The organism is uncultured Luteimonas sp. (genome assembly GCF_947492465.1).
In the GTDB taxonomy this organism is placed as follows: domain Bacteria; phylum Pseudomonadota; class Gammaproteobacteria; order Xanthomonadales; family Xanthomonadaceae; genus Luteimonas.
Map to the genome: position 1 here is coordinate 15,769 of NZ_CANLNF010000007.1, position 26,954 is coordinate 42,722.

25 protein-coding genes are annotated in these 26,954 nt (G+C 70.3%); 5 read left to right on the forward strand and 20 right to left on the reverse strand.

Going from position 1 to position 26,954, the window contains the following annotated elements:
* The first annotated feature begins 1 nt into the window (after position 1).
* Positions 2-520 carry a CopD family protein gene (locus Q0863_RS14455; protein ID WP_298579852.1) on the forward strand — a complete coding sequence of 173 codons (519 nt, stop codon included), beginning with the start codon at positions 2-4 and terminating at the stop codon, positions 518-520.
* Here the strand turns inward: Q0863_RS14455 and Q0863_RS14460 are convergent.
* The 5 genes from Q0863_RS14460 to folD form a co-directional block, all read right to left on the reverse strand.
* The gene (locus Q0863_RS14460) at positions 463-990 is read right to left on the reverse strand and encodes a DUF2231 domain-containing protein (protein ID WP_298579854.1); all 528 of its coding nucleotides are present in this window, start codon (positions 988-990) and stop codon (positions 463-465) included. The genes Q0863_RS14455 and Q0863_RS14460 overlap by 58 nt on opposite strands.
* 8 nt (positions 991-998) lie before the next feature.
* On the reverse strand, positions 999-1,334 hold the full coding sequence (locus tag Q0863_RS14465; protein ID WP_298579856.1) for a hypothetical protein: 336 nt from the start codon (positions 1,332-1,334) through the stop codon (positions 999-1,001).
* On the reverse strand, positions 1,331-3,856 hold the full coding sequence (gene ctaD / locus Q0863_RS14470; protein ID WP_298579859.1) for a cytochrome c oxidase subunit I: 2,526 nt from the start codon (positions 3,854-3,856) through the stop codon (positions 1,331-1,333). Before ctaD ends, Q0863_RS14465 begins: the two co-directional genes overlap by 4 nt.
* Entirely contained in the window at positions 3,853-4,530 is a 678-nt protein-coding gene (gene coxB / locus Q0863_RS14475; RefSeq protein WP_298579862.1) for a cytochrome c oxidase subunit II, read from the reverse strand. Before coxB ends, ctaD begins: the two co-directional genes overlap by 4 nt.
* Before the next feature lie 153 nt (positions 4,531-4,683).
* Positions 4,684-5,562, reverse strand: coding sequence for a bifunctional methylenetetrahydrofolate dehydrogenase/methenyltetrahydrofolate cyclohydrolase FolD (gene folD, locus Q0863_RS14480; RefSeq protein ID WP_298579865.1), 879 nt, complete (start codon positions 5,560-5,562; stop codon positions 4,684-4,686).
* 71 nt (positions 5,563-5,633) lie between these two features.
* Here folD and Q0863_RS14485 point away from each other — a divergent pair, with 71 nt between their 5' ends.
* Positions 5,634-5,942: a DUF1244 domain-containing protein gene (locus Q0863_RS14485; RefSeq protein WP_298579868.1), complete on the forward strand. Its 309-nt coding sequence runs from the start codon at positions 5,634-5,636 to the stop codon at positions 5,940-5,942.
* Positions 5,943-5,988: 46 nt separating this feature from the next.
* Here the strand turns inward: Q0863_RS14485 and Q0863_RS14490 are convergent, their stop codons facing one another.
* The 11 genes from Q0863_RS14490 to ndk form a co-directional block, all read right to left on the reverse strand.
* Positions 5,989-7,002: a DUF2272 domain-containing protein gene (locus Q0863_RS14490; RefSeq protein WP_298579870.1), complete on the reverse strand. Its 1,014-nt coding sequence runs from the start codon at positions 7,000-7,002 to the stop codon at positions 5,989-5,991.
* Between the two features lie 143 nt (positions 7,003-7,145).
* Positions 7,146-8,273 (reverse strand): molybdopterin-synthase adenylyltransferase MoeB, encoded by a 1,128-nt coding sequence (gene moeB, locus Q0863_RS14495; RefSeq protein ID WP_298579873.1) that lies wholly within the window; start codon positions 8,271-8,273, stop codon positions 7,146-7,148.
* A gap of 72 nt (positions 8,274-8,345) precedes the next feature.
* A complete protein-coding gene (glp, locus tag Q0863_RS14500; RefSeq protein WP_298579876.1) occupies positions 8,346-9,575 on the reverse strand; it encodes a gephyrin-like molybdotransferase Glp in 1,230 nt (409 codons plus the stop codon).
* Between the two features lie 4 nt (positions 9,576-9,579).
* A complete protein-coding gene (locus Q0863_RS14505; protein ID WP_298579879.1) occupies positions 9,580-10,176 on the reverse strand; it encodes an NTP transferase domain-containing protein in 597 nt (198 codons plus the stop codon).
* Between the two features lie 8 nt (positions 10,177-10,184).
* The gene (gene der, locus Q0863_RS14510; protein ID WP_298579882.1) at positions 10,185-11,576 is read right to left on the reverse strand and encodes a ribosome biogenesis GTPase Der; all 1,392 of its coding nucleotides are present in this window, start codon (positions 11,574-11,576) and stop codon (positions 10,185-10,187) included.
* A gap of 338 nt (positions 11,577-11,914) precedes the next feature.
* Complete coding sequence (gene bamB / locus Q0863_RS14515) at positions 11,915-13,141, reverse strand: outer membrane protein assembly factor BamB (RefSeq protein ID WP_298579885.1); 1,227 nt, start codon at positions 13,139-13,141, stop codon at positions 11,915-11,917.
* On the reverse strand, positions 13,141-13,773 hold the full coding sequence (locus Q0863_RS14520) for a tetratricopeptide repeat protein (protein WP_298579888.1): 633 nt from the start codon (positions 13,771-13,773) through the stop codon (positions 13,141-13,143). Before Q0863_RS14520 ends, bamB begins: the two co-directional genes overlap by 1 nt.
* Positions 13,774-13,880: 107 nt before the next feature.
* Positions 13,881-14,711: a helix-turn-helix domain-containing protein gene (locus tag Q0863_RS14525; protein ID WP_298579891.1), complete on the reverse strand. Its 831-nt coding sequence runs from the start codon at positions 14,709-14,711 to the stop codon at positions 13,881-13,883.
* Entirely contained in the window at positions 14,708-15,523 is an 816-nt protein-coding gene (locus Q0863_RS14530) for a type IV pilus biogenesis/stability protein PilW (RefSeq protein ID WP_298579893.1), read from the reverse strand. Before Q0863_RS14530 ends, Q0863_RS14525 begins: the two co-directional genes overlap by 4 nt.
* Positions 15,510-16,700: a 23S rRNA (adenine(2503)-C(2))-methyltransferase RlmN gene (rlmN, locus tag Q0863_RS14535; protein WP_298580256.1), complete on the reverse strand. Its 1,191-nt coding sequence runs from the start codon at positions 16,698-16,700 to the stop codon at positions 15,510-15,512. The genes Q0863_RS14530 and rlmN overlap by 14 nt, the downstream gene beginning before the upstream one ends.
* A gap of 92 nt (positions 16,701-16,792) precedes the next feature.
* Positions 16,793-17,218 (reverse strand): nucleoside-diphosphate kinase, encoded by a 426-nt coding sequence (gene ndk, locus Q0863_RS14540; protein WP_298579896.1) that lies wholly within the window; start codon positions 17,216-17,218, stop codon positions 16,793-16,795.
* A 199-nt stretch (positions 17,219-17,417) separates the two neighbouring features.
* Between ndk and Q0863_RS14545 the strand changes: the two genes are divergently transcribed.
* The 3 genes from Q0863_RS14545 to Q0863_RS14555 all read left to right on the forward strand — a co-directional run bounded on the left by Q0863_RS14545 (position 17,418) and on the right by Q0863_RS14555 (position 21,763).
* Positions 17,418-18,032, forward strand: coding sequence for a TetR/AcrR family transcriptional regulator (locus tag Q0863_RS14545; protein ID WP_298579899.1), 615 nt, complete (start codon positions 17,418-17,420; stop codon positions 18,030-18,032).
* A 39-nt stretch (positions 18,033-18,071) separates the two neighbouring features.
* Positions 18,072-20,444 (forward strand): 3-hydroxyacyl-CoA dehydrogenase/enoyl-CoA hydratase family protein, encoded by a 2,373-nt coding sequence (locus Q0863_RS14550; protein ID WP_298579902.1) that lies wholly within the window; start codon positions 18,072-18,074, stop codon positions 20,442-20,444.
* Between the two features lie 113 nt (positions 20,445-20,557).
* Positions 20,558-21,763, forward strand: coding sequence for an acetyl-CoA C-acyltransferase (locus Q0863_RS14555; protein ID WP_298579906.1), 1,206 nt, complete (start codon positions 20,558-20,560; stop codon positions 21,761-21,763).
* A 184-nt stretch (positions 21,764-21,947) separates the two neighbouring features.
* On the opposite strand, the gene galU is transcribed toward Q0863_RS14555, so the two are convergent.
* From galU to lapB, 4 genes are read right to left on the reverse strand one after another with little or no spacing between them, the layout of a single operon-like run.
* On the reverse strand, positions 21,948-22,850 hold the full coding sequence (galU, locus tag Q0863_RS14560; RefSeq protein ID WP_298579909.1) for a UTP--glucose-1-phosphate uridylyltransferase GalU: 903 nt from the start codon (positions 22,848-22,850) through the stop codon (positions 21,948-21,950).
* Positions 22,847-24,757, reverse strand: coding sequence for a nucleoside-diphosphate sugar epimerase/dehydratase (locus Q0863_RS14565; RefSeq protein ID WP_298579912.1), 1,911 nt, complete (start codon positions 24,755-24,757; stop codon positions 22,847-22,849). The genes galU and Q0863_RS14565 overlap by 4 nt, the downstream gene beginning before the upstream one ends.
* A 2-nt stretch (positions 24,758-24,759) precedes the next feature.
* Positions 24,760-25,773 carry a hypothetical protein gene (locus Q0863_RS14570; protein WP_298579915.1) on the reverse strand — a complete coding sequence of 338 codons (1,014 nt, stop codon included), beginning with the start codon at positions 25,771-25,773 and terminating at the stop codon, positions 24,760-24,762.
* A 1-nt stretch (position 25,774) separates the two neighbouring features.
* Positions 25,775-26,953, reverse strand: coding sequence for a lipopolysaccharide assembly protein LapB (gene lapB / locus Q0863_RS14575; RefSeq protein ID WP_298579918.1), 1,179 nt, complete (start codon positions 26,951-26,953; stop codon positions 25,775-25,777).
* Position 26,954: the final 1 nt, after the last annotated feature.

The following is a 26,954-nucleotide window of genomic DNA, read 5'->3' on the forward strand; positions in this document are numbered from 1 at the left end:
CATGTTCTTCTGGCTGAAGGTCGCCCACATCGCCGCGATGGCGGTCTGGTTCAGCGGACTGTTCCTGCTGCTGCGGCTGTACGCCGCACGCAGGCGCGGCGAACGCGACGCGCGGCCGGCCTTCTTCAACCCGGTCGCCAACCGCCTGTTCTTCCGGATCGCCACCCCTGCCGGGGTGCTGACGATCGCGCTGGGCATGCTGCTGATCCCGTGGGTGGAGCCCGGCGCCTGGCTGATCGCCAAGCTGGTCCTGGTGGCATTGGTGGTCCTGGTCCACCTGTGGATGGGCGCGCAACTGCACGCGCTGGGCAAGGGCCAGGCGCGCCGCGGCACGATCCTGGCCCGGCTGCTGGGCTGGGCGCCGCTGCTGCTGTTGCTGGCGATTGCCGCCCTCACCGGCGCCAAGCCGCGCAGCGTGGGCGATGTCCCGCCGCCCGGCGAACATGCAGCGGCCGCGCCGGCTCATTCGTCCAGCGCCCGGTCGGCCGAGGATGCTTCGTCGCGCTCGCGGTGGCCGTAGACGCCGATGCCATGGCCGAAGGTGAGCGTGCCGCCCAGCCAGCCCACCACCAGCACCATGCCCGCGGTCGCCGCGGACTGCAGCAGCGCCCACCACCCCGCCGCGGCCGGCTCGGGATAGCGCAGCCATACGCCCAGCGCGGCCAGGGCCAGCAGCATCACCCCGGCGATGAAATGGCTCCAGGCCGAGACGTGCCGGCGCGCCACGCGGATCAGGAACATGTCGCTGATCCCCAGTATCGCGGCCAGCAGGCCGGCGGCCAGGCCGACCAGGTTCAGCCACCACGCCACGTCGGCCCAGAACGCATCCCCGCTCCACAGGAAGACCACGTCCGCCGGCAGGAGCAGGGTCAGGCAGGCGATCGGATACACCACCACGATCGGGTGCAGCGGATGGCGGTGGATCGCCACCCGGCTCTCCACCGATGGGCTGCGCTGTTCGGGCACCGGCTGCTTGAGCGTGTTGCGCATACCGGTCCCTACTCGCAAGGCTGCAGCAGCAGCGCAGGAATGATCGTGAACGCCATCGCCAGCAGCGAGAGCAGCGAGAGCATCGCGACCAGCCGCGCGGTGAACCGTCGCTCGGAGGCAGCCGACGCCGCGTCCGCCTCGCGCCACGCGCGCAGGCCGATCCATGCCACCGCGGCGACGGCCAGCAGCGTGGCCAGGCCGATCCCCAGCCAGGCGGTCCAGCCCGGCCACCCGCGCCCGCAGGCCAGGCCCTGCAGGGAGTACACCGTGACGAAATGCAGGCCCCAGGCCACGAACGGACTGGCGATCCAGCTCAGGCGCCGCGGGCGTCGCGAGCGGATCATTGCAGCACCGGGAACAGGTGGATGACGGCCCAGCCGATCGCTGCCTGCACCAGCGCATAGCGCAGGAATGCGTGCGCGACGCGCCATTCCAGCGGCCGCGCCATGTCCACCAGCCGCCGCCCGACGCGCACGCACACGTGCAGGCACAGCAGCGCGGCCACCAGCAGGTGCAGTGCGCAGAAACCCGCCAGGGTCCACACCACGGAGGCGTAGGCGTGCGCCTGCGGCGCGCCGGGCGAGCCGGCCAGCAGCGACACGTAGATCGCGACGAACGCCACCGCCGCCGACGCCGCGAGGATCGCCGGCACCACCACGCGGCGGCGACGCCTGAAGCCCGCGCGCACCGCCGCCGTGGCCACCGCACCGCACAGTCCGGCAAATGCCAGCAAGGCCAGCGCCAGCCAGTGCATCGCACCGGGCGCCGCATCGCCCATGCCCGGCGGCGGCCAGCCGTCGCTGCCCAGCCACAGGTAGAAGTAGGCGAACACCAGCGACGCGAACAGCGAGCCGACGATCAGCATCGTCACCACGGTCGCCCACCATCCGGGTGCATTGCGGCAGGCGTACTGCGACGGCAGCGACAGCCCCCCGCCCGCATCCACCGACACCGGTGCGCCGCGCCAGCCCGTGCTCCAGGCCCAGGTGCAGAACAGCGCCACCAGCGGCAGCACGCAGGCCGCGGCCAGCAGGTACCAGCCGGCGATGAAGCAGGCCAGCAGCACCGTGATCACCGCGGCCGCCGCCAGCGGCAGCCACGACGAACCCGACAGGAACACCACCTGCTCGGGCCGCGCCGACACGATGCCGGTGCCCAGCAGCTCGCGCCGGCCGTGCGCCGGATCGCCCAGCAGCCCGTCGGTGCGCGCGGTGCGGGACGCCAGGCCGCGGTCGTGCCACAGCGGGTAGGCGTCGTCGACGTGCGGCGCGGAGGCGAAGTTGTAGTTGGGCACCGGCCGCGGCACCGCCCACTCCAGCGTACCGGCACGCCAGGGATTGGCACGCGCGCGGCGCCCGTGCGCGAAGCACAGCCCGGCGTCGACCAGGATCGCCACGATGCCCACCGCCAGCACGAAGCCCGCCGCGGTCGAGAGCAGGTTGAGCCATTCCACGCCCAGCGCCGGCGAGTAGGTGTACACCCGCCGCGGCATGCCCAGCAGCCCGGTCAGGTGCATCGGCACGAAAGTCAGGTGGAAACCGATGATCACCAGCCAGAACGCCATGCGGCCGAGGCTCTCCGACGGCATCCGCCCGCTTGCCAGCGGCAGCCAGTAGTACAGCCCGGCGAACAGCGGGAACATCATCCCGCCGATCAGCACGTAGTGCAGGTGCGCGACCACGAAATGGGTGTCGTGCGCCTGCCAGTCGAAGGGCACGAAGGCGAGCATCACGCCGGTCAGCCCGCCCAGCACGAACACCACCAGGAAGCCCACGATGTGCAGCATCGGCAGGCGCAGCCACGGCCGACCGGCCCACAGCGTCGCGATCCAGGCGAACACCTGGATCGAGGTCGGGATCGCAACGGCCATGCTGGCCGCGCTGAAGAACGCCAGCGCCAGCAGCGGGATGCCGACCGCGAACATGTGGTGCACCCACAGCCCGAAGCTGAGGAAGCCGGTGGACACCAGCGCCAGCACGATCCAGGCATAGCCCACCACCGGGCGCCGCGCGAAGGTCGGCACGATCATCGACACCACCCCGGCCGCCGGCAGGAAGATGATGTAGACCTCGGGATGGCCGAACAGCCAGAACAGGTGCTGCCACAGCAGCGGGTCGCCGCCCAGCGCCGGATCGAAGAACACGAAGCCGAACGCGCGCTGCAGTTCCAGCAGGATGCTGGCCAGGATCAGCGGCGGGAAGCCCAGCGCGATCATGAAGGCCATCACCAGGATCGCCCAGGCGAACAGCGGCATGCGGCGGATGTCCATGCCCGGCGCGCGGGTGAGCAGGATCGCCACAATCAGCTCCACCGACGCGGTCACTGCGGCGATCTCGGCGAAGGTCACCCCGATCAGCCAGAAGTCCGGCCCCTTGCCGGGCGAGTACGTGGCGTCGGTGAGCGGCACGTACATGAACCAGCCGCCGTCGGGCGCGGCGTCGAACAGCAGGCTCGAATACAGGAACAATCCGCCGAACAGATAGCACCACCAGCCGAAGGCGCTCAGCCGCGGGAACGGCAGGTCGCGCGCACCCAGCATCTTGGGCAGCAGGTACATCGCGAAGCCTTCCATGATCGGCACCGCGAACAGGAACATCATCGTCGTGCCGTGCAGGGTCACGAACTGGTTGTAGCGCTCCGGATCGAGCACGTCGGCGTCGAACCACGCCAGCTGCAGCCGGATGAACATCGACAGCAGGCCGCCGACCAGCATGAAGCCGAACCCGGTGACGATGAACCGCATCGCGATGGTGCTGTGGTTGACCGCCGTGAGCTGACCGCCCAGGCCGGGACCATTGCTCCAGATCCGCGCCAGCGCCTCGAGCCGGCGCGCATGCGGGCTTGCCGCTTCCGCCGCCGCGCTCACCGCCCTGCCCCGCTGACGTCGTTGATGGCGTGGTCGCGCAGCCACCGCGCATAGGCATCCGGCTCCAGCACGCTCACCTCGAAGGCCATCACCGCATGTTCGAGGCCGCAGAATTCCGCGCATTGCCCGCGCATCGGCCCGGCGCGGTCTGCGCGCAGCCGCAGCACGTTGCTGCGCCCGGGGATCGCGTCGATCTTGCCGCCCAGGCGCGGGATCCAGAAGCTGTGGATCACATCCTCGCTCCGCACATGGAACTCGACCATCGTGCCCAGCGGCATCGCCAGGTGGTCGACCGAGGCCGCCTGCGCGGTCCCGTCGCGGGCCAGGTATTCGAATTCCCACTGCCACTGGCGCGCGGTTACGCGCACCACCTGCCCGGCCTGGGCACGCTCGCCGGTGATCTCGTCGCTGGCCAGCGTGCCGTAGACCAGCAGCGCGACCAGCAGCGTGGACGGCAGCAGCACGCCGCCGGCGAGGATCAGGCGACGGCCCGATGCCGGCGCGAGCCTGCGCCTGCGGCGCATGGCCAGCGCGGCCAGGACGAGGACGATGCTCCAGGCGGCCAGCGCGCCCGTGGCCATCAACCACCAGCTGGTGGCGATCGCGCCCGCAGCGGGACCGGCCGGATCGAGCGTCGACTGCGGGCCACCGCAGCCGCCCGCCAGCGGCAGCATGCAGGCCGCACAGGCCGTCCAGGCGATTGCACGTCGATGACGCTCGATGACCCCACCCCTCCGGCAGCCGCGATCGCGCGGCCCATGCACAGGAAAAGCGAGTCTGCAGAGGCGGTCGTGAAGTCCCCGCGATTCCGCGCGCGGCGGCGGCGATCAGCCGTGCACGGCGTCGGCGGCTTCCGCGGCTTCGGTGGCCTCGAGCGTGTTCTGCATCAGCGTTGCCACGGTCATCGGACCCACGCCGCCGGGGACGGGGGTGATCCAGCTGGCGCGGCGCGCGGCGGCGTCGAAATCCACGTCGCCGGTGAGGCGGCCGTCGTCGAGCCGGTTGATGCCCACGTCGATCACCACCGCGCCGGGCTTTACCCAGTCGCCAGGGATCAGGCCGGGACGGCCCACCGCCACCACCAGAATGTCGGCCTCTCCCACGTGCCGGGCAAGCACGTCCCGGGGCGTGAACTTGTGGCAGCTGGTGACCGTGCAGCCGGCGATCAGCAGTTCCAGCGCCATCGGCCGGCCGACGTGGTTGCTCACCCCGACGATGGTCGCGCTGCGTCCGCGCACCGGCTGGTCGGTATAGGCCAGCAGCGTGGTGATGCCACGCGGCGTGCACGGGCGCAGGCCGAACTGGCGCAGGGCCAGGTGGCCGACGTTCTCCGGATGGAAGCCGTCGACGTCCTTGCGCGGATCGATGCGATGGATCAGGTGCGTGGCATCCGCAATCCCGGGCAGCGGCAGCTGCACGAGGATGCCGTGCACGGAGGGATCGGCGTTGAGCCTGTCGATCAGGTCCAGCAGCTCCGCCTCGCTGGTGCCGGCCGGCAGGTCGTAGTCCAGCGCCTGGATGCCGACCTTCTCGGCCGCGCGGCGCTTGTTGCGCACGTACGACTGCGAAGCCGGATCGCTGCCCACCAGCACCACGGCCAGGCCGGGCCGCGGCAGGCCGGCCGCGACGCGCGCGTCCACGCGCAGGCGCAGTTCGTCGAGCAGGGAATCGGCGATGCGCTTGCCGTCGAGGATGCGTGCGGTCATGCCGTCGTGGAGGGCGGAAACGGGAACGCGTATTGTCTCACGTCATCCCCGCACGCCGCCAAGGAGCGCCCATGCCGCCCAGCCACGACGACACCGTCCAGATCGAGGCCGCCGTCTTCCGCCGCCTGCGCGAGCACCTGCTGCAGCGGCGGCCGGACGTGCAGAACATCGACCTGATGATCCTCGCCGGCTTCTGCCGCAACTGCCTGGCCGACTGGTACCGCGACGCCGCCCAGGCGCGCGGCATCGACATGGGCAAGGACGAGGCCCGCGAAGCGGTGTACGGCGAACCCCTCGCGCAGTGGAAGTCGAAGCATCAGCGCGACGCCACGCCCGAACAGCTGGCCGCATTCGACGCCGCTCGCGCGCGCCACGACTGAGGGCCCACGTTGCGCCGCCGCGCGGGCGCGGGCCGGAAGTGCGGTGTCAGGGACCTGCGGGACAGCGCGGCAATCCCACCTCTGGATCGCAGTGGTTGCAGCAGCGCTGCCGTTCGGGGGCCGCAGCGCCGGCCTGCCCGGCGCTGGGCGCGACAGCGGGGTGCCCGGCCGGAGGCGCCGGCTGCGGCGGACGCAGCGACGCCAGTTCACTGTCCGGGCGGAGCTGCAGCAGCACCGACCAGTCCTGGCGGTTGAGGTCGCAGACATGGCGGCTCTCGGGCGTGCACTCGGGATCTCCGGCGGTTCGCATCGGCAGATCGGCAAAGCGCCCGCCGGGACTGAGCGGCAGCTCGCGCATGGTCACGCTGTCGAGCACGTTGCCGCCAACGAGGTAGGCGTACCACGCGCCTTCGCGCACCGACTTGCCCACCACGATGTCGCAGTGCATGCCAAGACCCGGCTCGTTACCGCTCAGCAGCGAGGCCAGCTCGGCGAACCCGTAGATGCGGCTGCCGCCACGCACGCTGCACAGCATGTCGCCCACCGCGGCCTGTCCGGTCTGCGGACTGGAGACGCGGTAGGGATTGCGCAGTGGCTCGCGGTAGGCGCGACGCACATAGCCAAGGTGGCTGGCCGAACCGCCGAAGGCCGGCAGGCCCGCGCGCTGCATCACCCAGGACACGAACGCCGCCGACCAGGGCGTGTCCAGCACGAATGCGCGGCATGCGGGCGACGCCGAATCGCCTTGTGAACAGTCCCCGGCACCGGCCTGCCAGAGCAGGCCACTGCCGCGCCAGTACTCGATCACCCGCTCCCACGCCGGCTGGCCGTTGGCCAGCCGTTCGCGCTGGGCCTCGCGGACCGGCACAACGCCGATGCGACCGTCGGCTTCGATGAAGGGCCGGTACCAGAGGCGGTGTTCCTCGCAGGCCGCCGCGGCAATGCGGCCGCGCACATCCTGCGCGTCGGGCGGGGCCAGGCGCATGCACGGATCGGACGCGCGGGACGGCAGCACCGGCAGGCAGGCGAGCAGCAGGCACAGCATGACCAGACGCAGCAAGGGCACACCTCGGAACGGAAAAGGTCGGACAGCGGCCGCTTAGACGCATGCACCACGGCCGCACCAGCGCGACGCTAGCATGCAGACGTGCAGGCCGCGTGGCGGCTAGCGCGGCCGCAACCGGCCGGCCTGCGGGCGGACGCTCAGCCCGCGCAGAACGCCGCGTAGTCGATGTATCCCGGGAACGGCACGCCTGGCGCGCAGACCGGGCACTCGGGGTCGGCGGCGAGCCGGGTCTCGCGGAACCGCATCGCCAGCGCGTCGAAATGCAGCAGGCGCCCGGTGAGCGGTTCGCCCACGTGCAGCAGCAGCTTCAGCGCTTCGGTCGCCTGCAGCATGCCGACCACGCCGGGCAGCACGCCCAGCACGCCGGCCTCGCTGCAGTTGGGCGCCGCCTCGGGCGGCGGCGGTTCGGGGAACAGGCAGCGGTAGCAGGGCACGCGGCCCCGCTCGCGGCCCGCGTCGAACACGCTCACCTGGCCTTCGAACCGGTGCACGGCGCCGTAGACCAGCGGCTTGCCCAGGTGCACGCAGGCATCGTTGAGCAGGTAGCGCACCGGGAAGTTGTCGCCGCCGTCGAGCACCACGTCGGCCTCGGCGATCAGGCGCTCGACGTTGGCCGAGTCCAGGCGCTCGGCCACCGGTTCGACCGTGACGCGCGGGTTGAGCGCCGACAGCCGGGTGTGGGCGGATTCGACCTTGGCCACGCCGACGTCGGCATCGGTGTGCAGGATCTGCCGCTGCAGGTTGCTGCGCTCGACCACGTCGTCATCGATCAGCCGCAGCTGGCCGACGCCGGCCGCCGCCAGGTAGAACGCGGCGGGCGAGCCCAGGCCACCCGCGCCCACGACCACCACGCTGGCGGCTTCGAGCCTGCGCTGGCCGCTGGCGCCGATCTCGGGCAGGAGCAGGTGGCGCGAGTAGCGCTCGTGGAAATCCTCGTCGACCGCGCCGGCCGGACGCGTCAGCGGCAGGCCTTCGGCCTGCCACATCAGGGTGCCGCCACGCACCGAGCACACGCGCTGGTAGCCCAGCCGCAGCAGTTGCTCGGCAGCCAGCAGCGAGCGGCCGCCGGTCTGGCAGATCAGCAGGATCTCCGCGTCCGGCCCCGGCAGGTACCGGTGCGGCGCAGCTTCGAGTTCGGCACGCGCCACGCCCAGCGCACCCTGGGCCATGCCCAGTTCGCGCTCGTGGTCTTCGCGCACGTCCACCAGCACCGCGCCCTGGGCAAGGCGGTAGCCGGCGTCGCGCGGAGTGATTTCCCTAGCCATGCGGCAATTATCGCGCCGGCCGGGGCGCGACGGTACCCGGGCTGGCATCAGGTGCGATGCGGCCGGGCCGGATCAGTAGGGCAGCACCTCGACGACCTCCCCCGCGGCGTAGTCGCGTTCGCCCTCGCCCAGCACGATCAGCGCATCGGCGTCGGCAGCCGCGCGCATGCGGTGGGATCCGTCGGCCGGATCCGGTTCGACCAGCAGCCCGCCATCGGCGCCGCTGCCGAGCCGGCCACGCAGGAATTCGAGCCGCTCGTGGCGCTTGTGCCAGGGCGCGGCCAGCCGCGCCCGCCACGTCCGCCGCGCCGCCCTGCCCTGCAGTCCGTCCAGCAGCGGCCGCGCAAGCGCCAGGCAGGTGGCCAGCACCGACACCGGATTGCCGGGCAGGCACAGGAACAGGGCCGGCCCCAGCGTGCCGCCATCGGCAAGCAGCACCGGCATGCCCGGACGCATCCGCACCTTCCAGAAGTGCACCTTGCCGCGACGCTGCAACAGCGCGGGCAGGTGGTCCTTCTCCCCCGCCGACACGCCGCCGCAGGTCAGGACCAGGTCGAAGGCCTCGCCAGCGTGGCGCAGCGCCGATTCGATCGCCGCCGGGTCGTCGGGCAGCGTGGGCCAGGCCACCGGCTCCAGCCCTTCGGCGCGCAGCAGGCCCATCAGCAGTTCGCGATTGGAGTTGTAGACCTGGCCGTGCGCCAGCGGCAGACCCGGTTCGACCAGTTCGTCGCCGGTGGAGAACACCGCGACCGTCGGCCGGCGCGCCACCGCCACGCTGGCGATGCCCTGCGCGGCCAGCAGCGCGACGCGCGCGGGCGCCAGCACCTCGCCTGCCGCGGCCAGCAGGTCGCCCTCGCGCACGTCCTCGCCACGCCGGCGCACGTTGCGCCCGGCCGCGACCGGTTCGAGGATGCGCACGCGCGCACCCTCTTCCATCGCGTGCTCCTTCATCACCACCGTGTCCGTGCCCGGCGGCAGCGGCGCGCCGGTGGTGATGCGCGCGCATTCGCCGGCGCCGACCGCGGCCACGGTGGCAGGCCCGGCGAACTGTTCGCCGCACAGCGACAGCACGCTCGCGCCGCTGGCGGCGAGGTCGGCGTGGCGCAGCGCGAAACCATCCATCGCCGAGTTGTCGAAGGCCGGGGTCGCCATCGGCGCCAGCACGTCGGCGGCCAGCACGCGCCCATGCGCGCGCGCGATGGCGACGTGCTCGGGCGCGAGGCGGCGCTGCCCCGCCACCCGGGCGATGGTCGCGAGGGCGTCGGCATAGGAAATGCGGAGGGGAAAGGCGTCGACGGTCATTGCGTCAGGGCGGATCGATGCCGGCGGCCCGCAGGTCGTCCGGCGTATTGAGGTTGCCGAAGCGTACCCCCGCGAAGCGGACCGTGCCCATGCCCATGCGCGCCTGCAGCGCGCGGACCGCCAGCTCGCCCTGGTCCAGCGCCGCGACCAGCGCCGTGCGCAGCGCCTCCACGCGCCACAGCGCGACCAGCGGCTGCAGCCCGGAGTCGTCCTGCGCCGCCACGCCGCTGTCGCCGGCGGCCGCGACCAGGCTGCGCACCAGGCAGTCGTTGCCGTCGACCAGGTCCACCGGCAGGGTCAGCAGCCACGGCGTGCGGCAGGCGGACGCCAGCGCATCCAGCCCGCCCAGCGGACCCGCGCCGTCGATGCGGTCGGCAATGGTGGCGAGCCCGGCCTGCGCGTAGCGCGGCAGGTTCCGGTTCGCGCTCACCAGCACCGCGCCGGCCTCCGCGCCGAAGCGCTGCGACAGGCGCAGTACCTGGGCCTGCCCCCCGCGTTCCAGCCAGGCCTTGTCGCGTCCGCCCAGGCGCGTCGCGCGCCCCCCGGCCACGAGGCCCAGGGTGATGTCCTGCCGCGCGATCCCGGCCGCGCCACCCGTCACGCCGCGGTCTACCTGCGCTTGACGTGGCGGATCAGGCGCTTCTTCTTCGCCACCTGGCGCTCGGTCAGCACGTTCTTCTTGTCCTTGTAGGGGTTGTCGCCCTCCTTGAACACGAAGCGCACCGGCGTGCCGACCAGCTTGAAGCGCTTGCGGAAGAAGTTCTCCAGGTAGCGCGAATACGTGGCCGGCAGCGACTTCAGGCGCGAGCCATGGACGATGAAGGTCGGCGGGTTCTCGCCGCCCGGATGCGCGAAGCGCAGCTTCGGCGCATGGCCGCGCACCACCGGTGGCGGGCTGGTCTCGTAGGCGATCTCGAGCGCGCGGGTGACGTCGGAGGTGCTGAACTGGCGCGTGGCCGAGGCATGGGCACGATGGATCGCGCGGAACAGCTCGCGCAGGCCCGAACCATGCTTGGCGCTGATGCGGACCGCCTCTGCCCAGGACACGAAGGCGAGCTTGCGCGACAGCAGCGACTCGGTCTGTTCGCGCTGGTAGGTGCTCAGCCCGTCCCACTTGTTGACCGCCACCACCAGCGCGCGCCCGGCGTCGAGCACGGCGCCGAGCACGGCGGCGTCCTGGTCGGTCACGCCCTCGCTGGCATCGATCATGATCACCGCGACCTGGCATTCCTCGATCGCCTGCAAGGTCTTGATGATCGAGAACTTCTCGACCACCTCGTCGACCCGGCCCTTGCGGCGCAGGCCGGCGGTGTCGATCAGGCGGTAGCTGCGGCCGTCACGCTCCAGGTCGACCGCGATCGAGTCGCGCGTGGTGCCGGGGACGTCGGAGGCGATCATCCGTTCCTCGCCGAGGATGCGGTTGACCAGGGTCGACTTGCCCACGTTGGGACGACCGACGAAGGCCACGCGCACCCGGCCAGGCTCTTCGGCGGGCTCTTCGCTTTCGGCCGGCAGCCGCGCGAGCACGGCTTCGAGGACGTCGTCGATGCCCTGGCGATGCGCCGAGGACACCGCGAAACTGTCGGCGTAGCCGAAGCGCGCGAACTCCGCCAGCGCGGCGCGCGCATCGATGCCGTCGGTCTTGTTGACCACCAGCATCACCGGGCGCGCGGTCTTGCGCAGCCACTGCAGGATCTCGTCGTCCAGCGCCGACGCGCCTTCGCGCCCGTCCACCACGAACAGCACCAGGTCGGCTTCGGCCGCCGCGGCGCGCGCCTGCCGGGCGGTGGCGCCGGCCAGGCCTTCTTCCTGGCCGGCGATGCCGCCGGTGTCGATGACCACGAACGGCCGCGTCTCGTCCAGGCGGCAGACGCCGTAGTGGCGGTCGCGGGTGACGCCGGGCTGGTCGTGCACCAGCGCGTCGCGGGTGCGCGTCAACGCATTGAACAGCGTCGACTTGCCGACATTGGGGCGGCCCACGAGGGCGACAGAGGGGAGCATGCTGGACCGTTGAGGGAATTCGGAATGGAAGAGCAGGCGGCCGCGGGAACCCGCGCGCCACCGTCGATCGCCGCCCGCGCGGCGCGGGATCGGGCGTCAAGCCTACCTTGCCGGCGCCGTCGGCGCAGCGTGGGCAGCCGTGAGTCCGGCCACCGCGACGGCCGTCGCGCGACGGATCGATGCAGGTCGGCCGGCGAAACGACCGCTACGCCTTTCGGCTGCCAGCCCGGCGGCACAGCGGGCCGGGCTGCGGTGGCCGCGACGCCCCGCCACGCGCAGGCGGCGTCGGAAGAAAGAACCTGTCGACCCAAGGAGCCGGGACTGGCCCGGCATCTCGGTCAGTCGATGCGCCAGGCGGTCAGGTCGCCCTTGACGTTCTGGACCACGAGGATGCCGTCGGCCACCACCGGCGCACCCTTGATCGCGGCGCGGCCGGCGCGCTCGCGGGCCGCGAACTCGCCGTTGTCCAGGCGCAACCAGTGCAGGTAGCCGTCGAGGTCGCCGACCACGGCGTAGTCGCCGTGCACCGCCACGCCGCCGAGGTTGCGCCGCGCCAGGCCGGCCTGCTCCCAGGCGGGGCTGCCGGAGCTGCGGTCCAGGCCCCACACGGTGCCGTTGCGATCGGCGACCAGCACCTTGTCGACCGACAGTCCCGGACGCGAGGAGCCGCCGCGGTCGCTGCCCCAGATCGGGCGGCCGCTCGGGGCGTCGACGGCCATCGTCGCCTGCTTGTAGCTGCTGGCATACAGCACGGTGCCGTCGAGCACCGGGGTGCCGTCGATGACGGCCATGCGGTCGAGCTCGGTGCGGCCATCCGGCTGCGCAACCGGCAGGTCCCACATCTGGCGGCCGTCGGCCAGCGACAGCGCCGCCAGGGTGCCGTCGTCATTGCCGATGAAGACGAAGCCGGGCCCGAGCACGGGGCCGTCGTTGCCACGCACGGTCAGGGTCGGCAGTTCGCGCGTCCAGAACCAGCGACGTTCGCCACTGGCCGCGTCGAAGGCGCTCAGGCGACCATCGTTAGAACGCACGAACACCAGGCCCTGCCCGATCACGGGCGCGGCGATTACTTCGTTGGGGACGGTGGCGTGCCAGCGTTCGGCGCCGGTGGCCGCGTCCAGTGCGACCACTTCGCCATCGAGGCTGCCGACCACCACCAGGCCGTCGCCGACGCCGGGACCACCGCTCAGGCGCAGGTCCGAGTCGTAGTGCCAGACCGACGCGCCGCTCTGCAGGTCGAACGCCCGCACGCCGCCATCGACGGCCGCGGCATAGACGCGGCCATCGGCCACCACCGGCCCCTGGCGGACGCCCAGCTGGTCCTCGCCCTTTCCGGCGCTGGCCGACCATAGCCGCGAGGCGCTGGCCGACGGCGTGAACTCGACCAGTTCGGCCGGCTCGGCCGCGCGCTTGGCGGCGGCCTTCTCGCCATCGCCGCCAAACCAGCCCTTGATCGTGCTGCAGCCGGCGAGCATGGCGACACAGGCGATCACGGCGACCGCGCGCCCACCACGGGGCCAGGCGCCCGCTCGTGCGAGCGCTGGCGTATTGCGTTGCGGCTTCATCAGGATTCGGTCCCCGTCGTTTCCGGCGAACCGCCGGTCTGGGTCAGTTTGAGTTCGAGCAGGCGGCGCTGCGGCGCAGCCGGGTCCAGCTTGCGCAGCGCCTGTTCGTAGTCCTGGCGCGCCTGATCGGTTTCGCCCTTGGCGTAGCGCGCGTCGCCACGCGTCTCCAGGGCGGCGGGATCCCCCGCGTCGGCCAGCAGGGCCAGCGCTTCGTCGCTCTTGCCGGCATCGATCAGCAGCCGCGCGAGACGGTGTTCGATCACTGCGGCGAGCGCCGGTTCCTCGCTGCCCGCGGCACGCAGGGTGGCGATCGCCTCGTCGCGCTTGCCGGCAGCGACCTGCGCCTTGGCCAGGTCAAGCGCGACCAGCGGCGCATAGGCCGTCCCGGCCAGGGTCGCGGCCTGCTCGGAAGCCTTGGCGGTGTCGCCGGATTCGAGGGTGGCCACGAGGCTGCTGTAGGACTCGCCCAGCGCCACGCGCTTGTCGTGCGCCTCCTGCAGCCACCAGCGGCCGCCCCAGATCAGGGCCAGACCGAGTGCGAGGCCGCCGATCAGGCCGAAGCTGTTCTGCTTGAGCCAGTTGCGGACTCGTTCGCCTTGTTCGTGCTCGTCGAGCAGTTCATCCAACGCCATCGTGTGCTGCCATGAAGTCCTGTCCGCGGCCGATGGCGGGACAAGCAAGCGATCGGGAACGCCCGGCGTCTGGGCCGGGCGCGCATTCCACCAGGGCTGTCGCGGCGCTAGTGGCCGGCAGGCTCGATGGAGCCGTCAGAGGATACCGTAAAGCGCGCGACGTTCGCGCGCTGGAACTCGGCCAGATCCTGAATGTTGCCGTTGCCGCGCACTTCCACCGCATCGGCGTTGCCGAGCACGACACGGCCCACTTCGCCCTTGTCGTAATCGCGACGCTCGCCGGCCTTGAGCAGCCCGCGCTCGAGCGCACTGCCATCGGCGGCGAAGATCTCCACCCAGCTGTCGGCGGTGAACCGCAGCGACAGCATGGGCGCCGGTTCGGCCTGCCTGGCCGCACGCGGCGGCAGCGAAGCCATCGACGCCACCAGCGGGCGCGGGCCTTCGTCGGCCTGAGCCGCGGGCTGCTGCCGGACCGGCTCGGCGCTTGTCCCGGCCGGCAGGTCGAGCGAGGCATCGACGCGGATCTGCGAGTCCAGGTGCGAGCGGGTCGCCATCCACGCCGGCACCGCGATCAGCGCGGTGATGACGATGTAGACCATGCGTCCCATCATCCGGTCCAGGGTGCGGCGCAGTGGCGGCGTAAAGGTGCGCGGCTGCAGCCGGGCCGGCTCGATCGGCACCGAGTGCGAGGCCGTGGGCAGGTCCTCGTCGATGCGCACGCCGAGCAGGCGCGCGTAGCTGCGCAGCTGGCCGCGCACGAATACCGGCGCATCGAGCCGGTCCCAGTTGCCCGCTTCGAGCGACTCGACCACCCGCACGGGCATCTTCAGGCGTTGTGCCACATCGGCCACGGCAAGGCCGGCCGCCTCGCGCGCCTGGCGCAGGCGTTCCCCGTGGCCGCGGTCGATCTGGCCAGGCATCTGGTCGGACGACGTCATGGTTGCGTACTGTCCCCTGGGATCGTGTTCCGTGCCTGCGGAAACTCCGTCCTCAGGCGCTGAACATAGCGAGTGGCGGCGACGGTGTCGCCAAGTTGTTCTTCAATCCGTGATGCAAGTTCGAGTGTAGCGGGTGTGGCGGGGGCCGCTGCAAGCCTGCGCTCGGAAAAAGCACGCGCCTCGAGATGGCGGCCGGCGGCGAAGGCATGCGTGGCCATAGCTTCGAGGGCGACGGCGTTGACCGGGTCGAGTTCGAGCGCGGCGCGCAGGTCGCGTTCCACCCGATCGTGCTGCCCCGCCCGGCTCGCGCAGGCGCCGGCATTGGCCAGCGCCCCTGCCCGGTCGCCATAGGACGGGTCGGTGACCGCGTCGTCGAACCAGCGCAGCGACTCCTGGGCACGGCCGTTGCCGCACAGCCACGCGCCGTAATTGTTGTAGGTGGCGCCGGACGGCCCGAGGCGAGCGGCCTCGGCGTAATGCGTTCCGGCCAGTTCGCTGCGCCCCTGGCGGGTGGCGACCAGGGCCATCATGGTGTGCGGCTCGGGCAGCGAGGCGTCGGCCTTGAGCGCCGCGCTGGCCGCGGCCGCGGCATTCTCAAGCTCGCCGGCGCGCAGGTTCCGGTCGGCGATCGCGACCTGGTTGCGGGCTTCGAGCCGCGCCCTGCTCTCCCGCGTTTCCTTGAAGCTGTACTCGGGCGCGACCCGTTCGCCGCCGCGGCGCTCGGCGCTGGGCTTGACGAAGGTCAGCCGGGAGCAGCCGCCAGCGAGCAACGCCACGGCCACCGCCAGCAGGCACCACTCAGGCAGCCGCATCGCTGCCTCCGGCTGCTTCGACGCGCTTGCGGAACTCCGCCTGGCGGCGGGTACGGTCCATCACCTGACCCTTGAGCTGGCCGCAGGCCGCGTCGATGTCGTCGCCGCGGGTCCGGCGTACCGGCGCGATGCGCCCGGCCTCGTTGAGCAGCTTCTGGAAGCGGCGGATTGCCGCGTCGTCCGGACGCTGGAAACGGGTGCCCGGGAACGGGTTGAACGGAATCAGGTTGACCTTGGCCGCATCCTTCATCTGCAGCCGGTTGTCGAACTCCCGCATCAGCCGGACCAGCTCGCGCGCGTGCCCGGGCTGGTCGTTGACATCCTTCATCAGCGTGTATTCGAACGTCACCGACGCGCCGCGCTTGCGCTGCGCATAGCGCACGCAGGCATCCATGAGCACCGCGATCGGGTATTTCTTGTTGAGCGGCACCAACCCGGTACGCAATTCGTCGTTGGGCGCGTGCAGGGAGACCGCCAGCGACACGTCGCTGACCTCGCCCAGCCGATCGATCATCGGCACCACGCCGGCGGTCGACAGCGTCACCCGCTTGTTGGCCAGGCCGTAGCCCAGGTCGTCGCGCATCACGCTCATCGCGCGCACCACGTTGTCGAAGTTCATGAGCGGCTCGCCCATGCCCATCATCACCACGTTGGTCAGCCTGCGCTGCTTGTGCGGCACGTTGCCCAGGTGGCGCGCGGCCGTCCAGACCTGGCCGATGATCTCGGCGGTGGACAGGTTGCGGTTGAAGCCCTGGGTGGCGGTGGAACAGAACTGGCAGTTGAGCGCGCAGCCCACCTGCGAGGACACGCACAGCGTGCCGCGGCCCTTGTCCGGGATGTAGACCGTCTCGATGGCGTTGCTGCCGTCCATCGCCAGCAGCCACTTGTGGGTGCCGTCGCTGGAGGGCTTCTCGAACTGGATCTGCGGTACGCGCACTTCCGCGTGCTCGTGCAGCTTGGCCCGCAGCGCCTTGCCCAGGTCGGTCATCTCCTCGAAATCGGTGACGTGCCGGTGGTGGATCCACTTCATCACCTGGTGCGCGCGGAACCGCTTCTCGCCGAGCGTATCGGCGAAGAAATGCTCCAGCCCCTCGCGATCGAGGTCCAGGAGGTTCTGCTTGGCGGCGGTTGCGGTCACTGGGATGTCTGGGTCAGGGCAGGAGCGTGTGCCACGGATCGAACGGGAACGACGCGGACAGGTCGAGCGGACTGGCGTCCGCCCTTCGTGTTACCCGCGTCCCTCCGCGCAATCCGTGGCAGACGGTACGATCAACGCGCGTAGACGTCGGTCGTCGGGAAGAAGTACGCGATCTCCACGGCGGCGGTTTCGGCCGCATCCGAACCATGCACCGCGTTGGCGTCGATGCTGTCGGCGAAGTCGGCGCGGATCGTGCCCGCAGCGGCTTCCTTCGGGTTGGTCGCGCCCATCAGTTCGCGGTTCTTCGCGATCGCGTTCTCGCCTTCGAGCGCCTGGATCATCACCGGGCCGCTGATCATGAACTCGACCAGCGCGTTGAAGAACGGACGTTCGCGATGCACCGCGTAGAAGCCTTCGGCTTCCTTGCGCGAGAGCTGCTTCATCCTCGAAGCGACGACCTTCAGGCCGGCCTTCTCGAAGCGGGAATAGATTTCGCCGATGACGTTCTTGGCAACGGCATCGGGCTTGATGATCGACAGGGTGCGCTCCAGCGCCATGGATCCTCTCCGGGCAGGGGGCCGCTCGCTGTGGAGACGGCCAGATTAACATGGAAAAACCCGCGTGTGGACGCGGGTTTAGCCGACAAGGCTCCGGTAATTCTATCGGATTGCGCGGCAAAGCAGCAGCCCCCGTTTGCGCCCGGGCGCCGCTGGGCCTAAGATCAAACAAGCGTTTGAATGAGGCGGAGGTGGACGGGTGACGGGCCAGCAGTTCTCCACAAAGGAGCGGATCCTCGGCGCGGCCGAGGAACTGTTCGCCCAGCACGGGTTCTCCGGCACCTCGCTGCGCCAGGTGACGAGCCGGGCCGACGTCAACATCGCGGCGGTCAACTACCACTTCGGCAGCAAGGAGAACCTGGTCAACGAGGTGTTCCGGCGGCGCATGGACGTGATGAGCGGACACCGCCTGGACCGGCTGCGCCTGGCGCTGGCAGAGCGTCCGGGCGACCTCGAGGCGATCCTGGCCGCGTTCGTCGAACCTGCGCTGGACCTGGCCCAGGACCGCCACGGCGGCGCCTTTATCCGGGTCATCGCCCGCGCCTACGCCGAGAAGAACGAGGGCCTGCGCAAGTTCCTGTCCGACCAGTACGGCCACGTGCAGCGCGAGTTCGCCCGCGCCCTCGCCGCCTGCCTGCCGCACCTGGACAAGGAGCAGCTGTACTGGCGCCTGGACTTCCTTGGCGGCGCGCTGACCTATGCCATGGCAGATTTCGGCCTGATCAAGCGTCCGGCCGGGGTCACCGAGGCCGCCCACCGGCGCCATGCCGCGCAGGAACTGATTCGATTCTCTGCCGCCGGCTTCAAGGCATGAAGCCGCTATTTTCCTTTGCCCCACAGATGGATACAGAACATGTCTGAGAAACTGCTTGTACGACGCGCCGCGGTCCTGGGCGCTGGCGTCATGGGCGCGCAGATCGCCGCGCACCTGACCAACGCCGGTGTCGACACGGTCCTGTTCGACCTGCCGGCCAAGGAGGGGGACCCCAACGGTGTCGTCACCAAGGCGCTGGCCAACCTGGGCAAGCTCAGCCCGGCGCCGCTGGCCAGCCGGTCGCTGGCCGAGGCGATCACCCCGGCCAACTACGAAACCGGCCTGGAGCTGCTCAAGGACTGCGACCTGGTGATCGAGGCGATCGCGGAACGGATGGACTGGAAGCAGGACCTCTACAGGAAGATCGCGCCCTTCGTGCCCGCACATGCCGTGCTTGCCAGCAACACGTCCGGCTTGGGCATCAACAAGTTGGCGGAAGTTCTTCCGGAACAGCTTCGCCCGCGCTTCTGCGGCGTGCACTTCTTCAACCCGCCGCGCTACATGCACCTGGCCGAACTGATCCCGGCCAGGACCACCGACGCGGCGGTGCTGCAGGGGCTCGAGACCTTCCTGACCACCACCCTGGGCAAGGGCGTGGTCTATGCCAAGGACACGCCGAACTTCATCGGCAACCGCATCGGCGTGTTCTCGATCCTGGCCACGGCCCACCACACCGCCGAGTCCGGCCTCGGCTTCGACGAGGTCGACGCACTGACCGGCCCGCTGATCGGGCGCCCGAAGTCGGCCACCTACCGCACCTCGGACGTGGTCGGCCTGGACACCATGGCCCACGTCATCAAGACCATGGCCGACACCCTGCCCGACGACCCCTGGCACGCCTACTTCAAGTCGCCGAAGTGGCTGGAGGCGCTGATCGCCAAGGGCGCGCTGGGCCAGAAGACCGGCGCCGGCGTGTTCCGCAAGGCCGGCAAGGACATCGTGGTCCTCGACCTGGAGAATCAGGACTACCGTCCGGCCGACCGCAAGGTCGCCGACGAGGTGGTCGAGATCCTCAAGACGAAGAACCCGTCCGAGAAATTCCGGAAGCTGCGCGAAAGCCAGCACCCGCAGGCGCAGTTCCTGTGGGCGATGTTCCGCGACCTGTTCCACTACAGCGCCTTCCACCTGGCCGACATCGCCGAGACCGCGCGCGACGTGGACCTGGCCATCCGCTGGGGCTACGGCTGGTCGCTCGGCCCGTTCGAGACCTGGCAGGCGGCCGGCTGGAAGCAGGTGGCGCAGTGGATCGCCGACGACATCGTGGCCGGCAAGGCCATGAGCAGCGCGCCGCTGCCGGACTGGGTGTTCGACGGCCGCGAGGGCGTGCACGGCGCGGAAGGCAGCTACAGCCCCGGCCAGAACGCCAAGCTGCCCCGCTCCCAGCTGCCGGTGTACAAGCGCCAGCGCTTCCCCGATCCGCTGCTGGGCGAGTCGTTCGCCCAGGGCGACACCGTGTTCGAGAACGATGGCGTGCGCCTGTGGACCGACGGCGACGACATCGGCGTGGTCAGCTTCAAGACCAAGCTGCATACCGTTTCCGACCAGGTGCTCGACGGCCTGCAGGAAGCGATCGGCATCGCCGAGCGCAAGTTCGCCGGACTGGTGATCTGGCAGCCGAAGGAGCCCTTCTCCGCCGGTGCCGACCTCGCCGGTGCGCTGGGCCTGCTGCAGGCGGGCAAGGTCGATGCCTTCGAGGCGATGGTCGCCAACTTCCAGGCCACCAGCCAGCGCATCAAGTACTCGCTGGTGCCGGTGGTCGCTGCAGTGCGCGGGCTGGCGCTCGGCGGCGGCTGCGAGTTCCAGATGCACTCGGCGCGGACGATCGCCCATCTCGAAAGCTACATCGGCCTGGTCGAGGCCGGCGTCGGCCTGCTGCCGGCCGGTGGCGGCCTGAAGGAACTGGCGGCGCGCGCCTCGATCGCGGCGGGTCCCGGCGGCGACGTGTTCGCCGAACTCAAGAAGACCTTCGAGACCATCGCCATGGCCAAGGTGTCGACTTCCGCGGTCGAGGCGAAGGAGCTGGGCCTGATGCGCGCCGACGACCGGGTCGCCTTCAACGCCTTCGAGCTGCTGCACATCGCCAGGGCCGAAGCCCGCGGCCTGGCCGAGACGGGCTACCGTCCGCCCCTGCCGGCGCGCCGCATCCGCGTGGCCGGCGACGTCGGCATCGCGACCTTCAAGATGCTGCTGGTCAACATGCTCGAGGGCCGTTTCGTCAGCGAGTACGACTACGAGATCGCCAGCCGCATCGCCACCGTGCTGTGCGGCGGCGAGGTCGATCGCGGCGCGGTGGTGGACGAGGAATGGCTGCTGCGCCTGGAGCGCCAGCACTTCGTCGAACTGGCCCAGCAGGAAAAGACCCAGGCCCGCATCGCGCACATGCTCAAGACCGGCAAGCCGTTGCGCAACTGACCGATGTCCGCTGCCCTGCCCGCTCGCGGGTGGGGATCGAGGTGGGGGCCGCCCCCTTCCCAGCCTTCCCCCGCCAACGGGGGAAGGAGCACAACCCAAGGGATTCCAGACTCATGAGCAAGCAAATCCAGGACGCCTACATCGTCGCCGCGACCCGCACCCCGGTCGGCAAGGCGCCCAAGGGCGTGTTCCGCAACACCCGTCCGGACGACATGCTCGCGCACGTGCTGCGCAGCGTGGTCGCCCAGGCGCCGGGCATCGACCTCGGCCGCATCGACGACGCCATCATCGGCTGCGCCATGCCGGAGGGCGAGCAGGGCATGAACGTGGCGCGCATCGGCGTGCTGCTGGCCGGCCTGCCCGACACCATCGCCGCGCAGACCATCAACCGCTTCTGTTCCTCCGGCCTGCAGGCCGTGGCGCTGGCGGCCGACCAGATCCGGCTCGGCAACGCCGACCTGATGCTGGCCGGCGGCACCGAATCGATGTCGATGGTGCCGATGATGGGCAACAAGGTCGCGCTGTCGCCGTCGGTGTTCAAGGACGACCATGTGGCGATCGCCTACGGCATGGGCATCACCGCCGAGAAGGTGGCGGAGGAATGGAAGGTCTCGCGCGAGGACCAGGACGCGTTCGCCGTGGCCTCGCACCGGAAGGCGCTGGCCGCGCAGGCGGCGGGCGAGTTCAGGGACGAGATCAGCCCCTACGAAGTGGTGTCGCAGCAGCCCGACCTGGCCGGCAACACAGTGCGCCTGAAGAAGATGCTGGTGGAGCAGGACGAAGGCCCGCGCGCCGATACCTCGGCCGAAGGGCTGGCGAAGCTGCGCACGGTGTTCCGCAACGGCCAGTTCGGCGGTTCGGTCACCGCCGGCAATTCCTCGCAGATGAGCGACGGTGCCGGGGCGGTGCTGCTGGCTTCCGAGCAGGCGATCAAGGACTACGGCCTGACCCCGCTCGCCCGCTTCGTCAGCTTCTCGGTCGCCGGCGTGCGTCCCGAAGTGATGGGCATCGGCCCGATCGCGGCGATTCCCAAGGCGCTCAGGCAGGCCGGGCTGACGAAGGACCAGCTCGACTGGATCGAACTCAACGAAGCCTTCGCCGCGCAGGCGCTGGCGGTGATCCGCGACTCGGAGCTGGACCCGTCCAAGGTCAATCCGCTGGGCGGCGCGATCGCGCTCGGCCACCCGCTCGGCGCCACCGGCGCGGTGCGCACGGCGACCATCGTGCACGGCCTGCGCCGTCGCCAGCAGAAGTACGGCATGGTGACCATGTGCATCGGCACCGGCATGGGCGCTGCGGGGATCTTCGAAGCGCTCTGAACGTTGACACAGCTGCACTTGGAGCGGCGCCCTCGGGCGCCGTTTCCTTTTGACGCTTCATTCTTGCGGGGCTTACCGGTTCGATACGCTTACCAGCAGCGGAATCCCACACCTCGCGCCACGGACGTGCGAACGGCGCCTCGCGGGGCCGTCCGTGTGCGTCACGCGCGACGGAATCGCATGATCAGCTGATGTCGGTCACGCCCAGTTCGCGCAGCGCGCTGGCCATGGCATCGCGCGCCGCATCGCTGATCTTCTCGTGGTCCAGGGCGAAGCGGATCGTCGCCTCCACCAGGCCGATGTGGGTGCCGCAGTCGAAACGCGTGCCGCGGAAGCGGAAGGCGTCGACCTGCTGCTCGCCGAGCAGGCTGGCGATGGCATCGGTCAGCTGGATCTCGCCGCCGGCGCCGCGCCCGGTCTTTTCCAGGTGTTCGAAGATCGCGCCGGGCAGGATGTAGCGACCGACCACGGCCAGCGTGCTGGGCGCATCTTCAGGCTTGGGCTTCTCGACCATGCGCCGGATCGCGCCGCTGCGATCCTGGAACCCTTCGGTCTCGACGATGCCGTAGCTGGCGGTCTGCTCGCGCGGCACGTCCTGTACGGCGATCGCACCGACGCCATTGGCCTCGGCATGGTCGGCCATCTGCTTGAGCGCGCCGTCGCCGTTGCGGTTCCAGATCAGGTCGTCCGGCAGCAGCACCGCGAAAGGCTCGTCGCCGACCACCGGCCTTGCGCACAGCACTGCATGGCCCAGTCCCAGCGCCTCGGCCTGGGTGACGAACACCGCCTGCACGCCCTTGGGCAGTACGTTGCGCACCAGTTCGAGCTGTTCCTGCTTGCCGGCCTTCTCGAGCTTCTGTTCGAGCTCGTAGGCCTTGTCGAAGTAATCGGCCACCGCGTGCTTGTAGCGGTTGGTCACGAATACCAGGGTGTCGCAGCCGGCCTCGATCGCCTCGTCCACGGCGTACTGGATCAGCGGCCGATCCACGATCGGCAGCATTTCCTTCGGAACCGTCTTGGTCGCGGGTAGAAACCGCGTCCCCAGTCCTGCGACCGGGAACACGGCCTTGCGGATGCGTTGCGTCATGTCCTGCGTGCCTGTCTTGCGGGGAATGCGACGACCGTACCGGCACCATCGCGTGGGGGCGAGGCCTGCGCCGGCTGGAACTCCGGCAAGGCTTCGCGCAGCAGCCTGCCCAGGGCCTCGACGTCGAACGCGATCGACGCCTCCCGCAGCCCGACCAGCGCCTGCTGGATCTTCTCGCGCGAAACCGAACGCGCCTCCGCCTGCAGGATCTTGGGATGCAGGGTCGGCCGATAGCGCTCATCGGCATGGAACAGCGTTTCGTGCAGCTTCTCGCCGGGCCGCAGGCCGGTATAGACGATCGCGATATCGCGTCCGGGCTGCTTGCCGGCGAGCCGGATCATCTGCTCGGCCAGCAGCCGGATCGGAACCGGTTCGCCCATGTCCAGGGTGTAGACCGCCTCCCGGGAGCCGATGGCCACCGACTGCATGATCAGCTGGCAGGCCTCCGGAATGGTCATGAAGTAGCGGGTCACTTCCGGATCGGTCACCGTCACCGGCCCGCCGTTGCGGATCTGTTCGCGGAACACCGGCACCACGCTGCCGGCCGAATCGAGCACGTTGCCGAAGCGGACCGTCACGAAATGGGTGCCGTCGGGTTCGGTCATGGCCTGGCAGACCATCTCGGCCAGGCGCTTGGTCGCACCGAGCACGTTGACCGGGTCGACCGCCTTGTCCGTGGAAATCAGCACGAAGGTGCCGACCTTCGCCGCGGCGGCCTCGCGCGCGACCACCTCGGTGGCCAGCACGTTGTTGCGAACGGCTTCACGCAACTGGCCCTCGAGCACGGGCACCTGCTTGTAGGCCGCCGCATGGAAGACCGCATCGGGGTTGCACAGGCGCAGCGCATGGCGCATCACCGCCGGGTCGCCGCAGTCGCCCAGCACCGGGATGCACTGGATCTGCGGGAAATCCCGGCGCAGCTCCGACTCGGCCATGATCAGTGCAAGCTCGTCGATCTCGATCAGGGCGATGCGGCTGGCGCCGTGGCGCGCGCACTGCCGGCACAGCTCGCCGCCGATCGATCCGCCGCCGCCGGTTACCAGCACGCTGCGGCCACCGAGCCAGCCGCGGATCGCCTTCCAGTCGGGCGTGACCGGCTGCCGACCGAGCAGGTCCTCGATCGCGACTTCCTTCAGCTCGCCCGGCAGCGAACGTCCCTCGAGCATGTCGTCGAGCCGCGGCACGGTGCGGAATGGCAGGCCGGTGCGCTCGCAGGCCGCCACCACGCGGCGCATGGTGGACGCGTCGACGGAGGGCATGGCGATGACCAGCAGCCCGGCCGCCGTTTCCGGCGCGATCCGCGCGACATCCTCGACCTTGCCCAGCACCGGAATGCCCTGCAGGCGGCTGCCGCGAAGCTTCGCCGCATCGTCCAGGAAGCCGACCGGATCGTAAGCGCCCGCGCGGCGCAGGTCGCGGACCAGGGTTTCGCCGGCCTGCCCCGCGCCCAGGATCAGGACCCGGATCGACGCCTTGTCGGTGCGGGCGATGCTGTGGTCCTTCCAGGCCCGGTACAGCAGGCGCGGCATGCCCAGCATCGCGGTCAGCAGCAGCGGATACAGCAGCAGGACCGAACGCGGCACCTGGTCCAGGCGGTTGTAGACGAAGAGCGCCAGCATGATCGCCATCAGGCCGATCACCGACGCCTTGAGGATGTTGAGCAGGTCCGGGAGGCTGGCGAAACGCCACACGCCGCGGTACAGACCGACCTGCCAGAACACGGCGCCTTGCGCCAGGAGCACCAGCAGCACTTCGGCTCCGGTCATGGCCGGGGCCGCGTTGAGCGGCTGCAATGCATAGCGGAACTGGTGCAGTGCCAGCCAGCACAACCAGACCATGCCCAGGTCATGGGCCACCACTGCCAATCGCGGCATGGTGACTGCGACCCGATCCTTCAGATTGAGCATCGTCAGTGGTTCCCGTCTCCGAGAGTGTCAGGCTTCCTGTCCACGGAGCCTCCGCGCAGCAGCATCCATGCCATCCCCCCCAAGGCAAGAAACATCACATACGACACCATGATAACCGCAGCACCCGATGAACGCATGGCAAACGCCGACAGGGAAACCAAGATCGCGGCGCAGGCATAGGCCACGGTCACCCGCCCATGGCCCCGCCGCCGCGCCCACGCCTGGTAGGCGTGCTGGGTGTGCGGTTGCCACCAGCGTTCACGGCGCAGGATCCGCGAAGACAATGTCAACGAAGCGTCAAGCAGGAACGGCAGCAGCGGCATCAGCAGCAGCATGCGCGTGGCCGCGTCGGCCCGCAGTGACGACATCGCGAGCAACCCCGCCAGGGCATAGCCCAGTGCCCCGCTGCCCACGTCGCCCAGGAAGATCCGCGCGCGCGGGAAGTTGAACGGCAGAAAACCGCACGCCGCCGCTGCCAACGCCAACCCGAGCCAGAGCACCGGCCCCTGCGCGGCGAACACGGCGTAGGTCGCGGCCACCAGCGCCGCCTGGCTGGCCGCGATGCCGTTGATCCCGTCCATGAAGTTCCAGACATTGACCAGCACGACCACGGCCACGAACGCCGTCGCCAGGTCGGGGATGCCGGCACCGGCCTGCCACAACCCGAAGCACAGCAGGCCGGCCGCCAGTACATGCACGACCAGGCGCAGCGCCGCCGATAGCGGACGATGGTCGTCGATCCAGCCGATGCCGGCCACCAGCAGCAGTCCCGTTCCGGCCAAGGCCAGGACGGTCGCATGCGCTGGCGCACGCAGGGCCAGCGCCAGCATCGCCAGCAACAGCACCAGCACGATCGAGATGCCGCCCCCGCGCGGGGTCGCGTGCACATGACTGCGCCGCTCACCGGGCTGGTCGATCAACTCCCGGCGCAGCGCATAGCCCCGCGCCAGCCAGGTGCCCAGTCCACCGAGCGCCAGTCCGGCCAGCAGCCAGATCGCAAGCCAGCCCCAGGCCATGTCAGACCACGGCGTAGTTCAGCAGGGGCTTGATGGTTCCCCACTCCTTGCAGCTGGGGCACTGCCAGTGGTGGCTGCGCGCACCGAAACCGCAGCGGTTGCAGCGATAGCTGGGGTTGCGCACGAGCAGCTGTTCGGTAATCAGCCGCAGGTCGTGGAGCGTGGCGGCGAAGCCGGCGTCCTCGGCCAGGGTCAGGTCGATCAATGCCGCCTCGCCCCGCACCGAGGGGCGGTCCTTGAGCTGCTGCGCCAGATAGCTGCGCGCGGCCGTCACGCCGTCCTGTTCCTCGAGCAGCCGCGCCAGCGCCAGCACCGGCGCGATGCCGCGGTAGTGTTCGCTCATCTCGGCCAGGAACTTGCGCGCGCCGGCAGCGTCGCCCACGCGGCCATAGGCCGCCAGCAGCGCGGGCAATACCTCGGGCAGGAAGTCGGTGTCGTGGCGCGCGGCACGCTCATAGGCGCGGATCGCCGCGGCGTCGTTGCCGGCATCGGTCTCCAGCCGCCCCTCGAGGATGCCCGCCCGCACCGACTTCGAGTCGGCGGCATAGGCGCGCGCCACGGCCGCGCTGGCGCCCTCGCCGTCCCCGGCCAGGCGCAGCCGGTCGGCGAGCTCGCATTCGAAGTGCGCGACCAGCTTGCCCATCGGCTCTCCGGTCGCGGCCTCGTAGCAGGTCGCGTTTTCGATCGCCTTGGCCCAGTCGCGCTCGGCCTGGTAGATGCCGATCAGGTGCTTGAGCGCCTGTGGCGCACGCTGGTCGATCCGGGCCAAGTCGGTGAACACCACTTCGGCGCGGTCGAGCAGGCCGGATTTCATGTAGTCCTCGCCCAGCGCCAGCAGCGCCTGCACCTTCTGCGGATCGCTCAGGTCCGGGCGCTGGGCCAGCCCCTGGTGCAGGCGGATCGCGCGATCGACCTCGCCGCGGCGGCGGAACAGGTGCCCGAGTGCGAGCTGCGTCTCGAAGGTTTCCTTGTCGAGCTCGGCGATATGCAGGAACAGTTCGATCGCCTTGTCCGGCTGTTCGTTGAGCAGGTAGTTGAGGCCGCGGAAATAGGTGGTCGACAGCCGGCTCACCTGCGTGTCGCTGTGGCGCTCGCCGCCGCGCCGGCCGATCACCCAGCCGCTGAGTGCGGCCAGGGGCAGCAGCAGGAAGAACCAGAACCACTCGGTGACGAAGGCCATG

What these genes read in the sequence shown, in the direction of transcription:
- Q0863_RS14455 (WP_298579852.1), top strand. Translation starts at nt 2, where the DNA reads ATGTTCTTCTGGCTGAAGGTCGCCCACATCGCCGCGATGGCGGTCTGG.
- Q0863_RS14460 (WP_298579854.1), bottom strand. Translation starts at nt 990, where the DNA reads ATGCGCAACACGCTCAAGCAGCCGGTGCCCGAACAGCGCAGCCCATCG.
- Q0863_RS14465 (WP_298579856.1), bottom strand. Translation starts at nt 1,334, where the DNA reads ATGATCCGCTCGCGACGCCCGCGGCGCCTGAGCTGGATCGCCAGTCCG.
- coxB (WP_298579862.1), bottom strand. Translation starts at nt 4,530, where the DNA reads ATGCTGCCGCTGGCGGGCGGCTGCGGTGGCCCGCAGTCGACGCTCGAT.
- folD (WP_298579865.1), bottom strand. Translation starts at nt 5,562, where the DNA reads ATGACCGCACGCATCCTCGACGGCAAGCGCATCGCCGATTCCCTGCTC.
- Q0863_RS14485 (WP_298579868.1), top strand. Translation starts at nt 5,634, where the DNA reads ATGCCGCCCAGCCACGACGACACCGTCCAGATCGAGGCCGCCGTCTTC.
- moeB (WP_298579873.1), bottom strand. Translation starts at nt 8,273, where the DNA reads ATGGCTAGGGAAATCACTCCGCGCGACGCCGGCTACCGCCTTGCCCAG.
- glp (WP_298579876.1), bottom strand. Translation starts at nt 9,575, where the DNA reads ATGACCGTCGACGCCTTTCCCCTCCGCATTTCCTATGCCGACGCCCTC.
- der (WP_298579882.1), bottom strand. Translation starts at nt 11,576, where the DNA reads ATGCTCCCCTCTGTCGCCCTCGTGGGCCGCCCCAATGTCGGCAAGTCG.
- bamB (WP_298579885.1), bottom strand. Translation starts at nt 13,141, where the DNA reads ATGAAGCCGCAACGCAATACGCCAGCGCTCGCACGAGCGGGCGCCTGG.
- Q0863_RS14520 (WP_298579888.1), bottom strand. Translation starts at nt 13,773, where the DNA reads ATGGCGTTGGATGAACTGCTCGACGAGCACGAACAAGGCGAACGAGTC.
- Q0863_RS14525 (WP_298579891.1), bottom strand. Translation starts at nt 14,711, where the DNA reads ATGACGTCGTCCGACCAGATGCCTGGCCAGATCGACCGCGGCCACGGG.
- Q0863_RS14530 (WP_298579893.1), bottom strand. Translation starts at nt 15,523, where the DNA reads ATGCGGCTGCCTGAGTGGTGCCTGCTGGCGGTGGCCGTGGCGTTGCTC.
- ndk (WP_298579896.1), bottom strand. Translation starts at nt 17,218, where the DNA reads ATGGCGCTGGAGCGCACCCTGTCGATCATCAAGCCCGATGCCGTTGCC.
- Q0863_RS14550 (WP_298579902.1), top strand. Translation starts at nt 18,072, where the DNA reads ATGTCTGAGAAACTGCTTGTACGACGCGCCGCGGTCCTGGGCGCTGGC.
- Q0863_RS14555 (WP_298579906.1), top strand. Translation starts at nt 20,558, where the DNA reads ATGAGCAAGCAAATCCAGGACGCCTACATCGTCGCCGCGACCCGCACC.
- galU (WP_298579909.1), bottom strand. Translation starts at nt 22,850, where the DNA reads ATGACGCAACGCATCCGCAAGGCCGTGTTCCCGGTCGCAGGACTGGGG.
- Q0863_RS14565 (WP_298579912.1), bottom strand. Translation starts at nt 24,757, where the DNA reads ATGCTCAATCTGAAGGATCGGGTCGCAGTCACCATGCCGCGATTGGCA.
- Q0863_RS14570 (WP_298579915.1), bottom strand. Translation starts at nt 25,773, where the DNA reads ATGGCCTGGGGCTGGCTTGCGATCTGGCTGCTGGCCGGACTGGCGCTC.
- lapB (WP_298579918.1), bottom strand. Translation starts at nt 26,953, where the DNA reads ATGGCCTTCGTCACCGAGTGGTTCTGGTTCTTCCTGCTGCTGCCCCTG.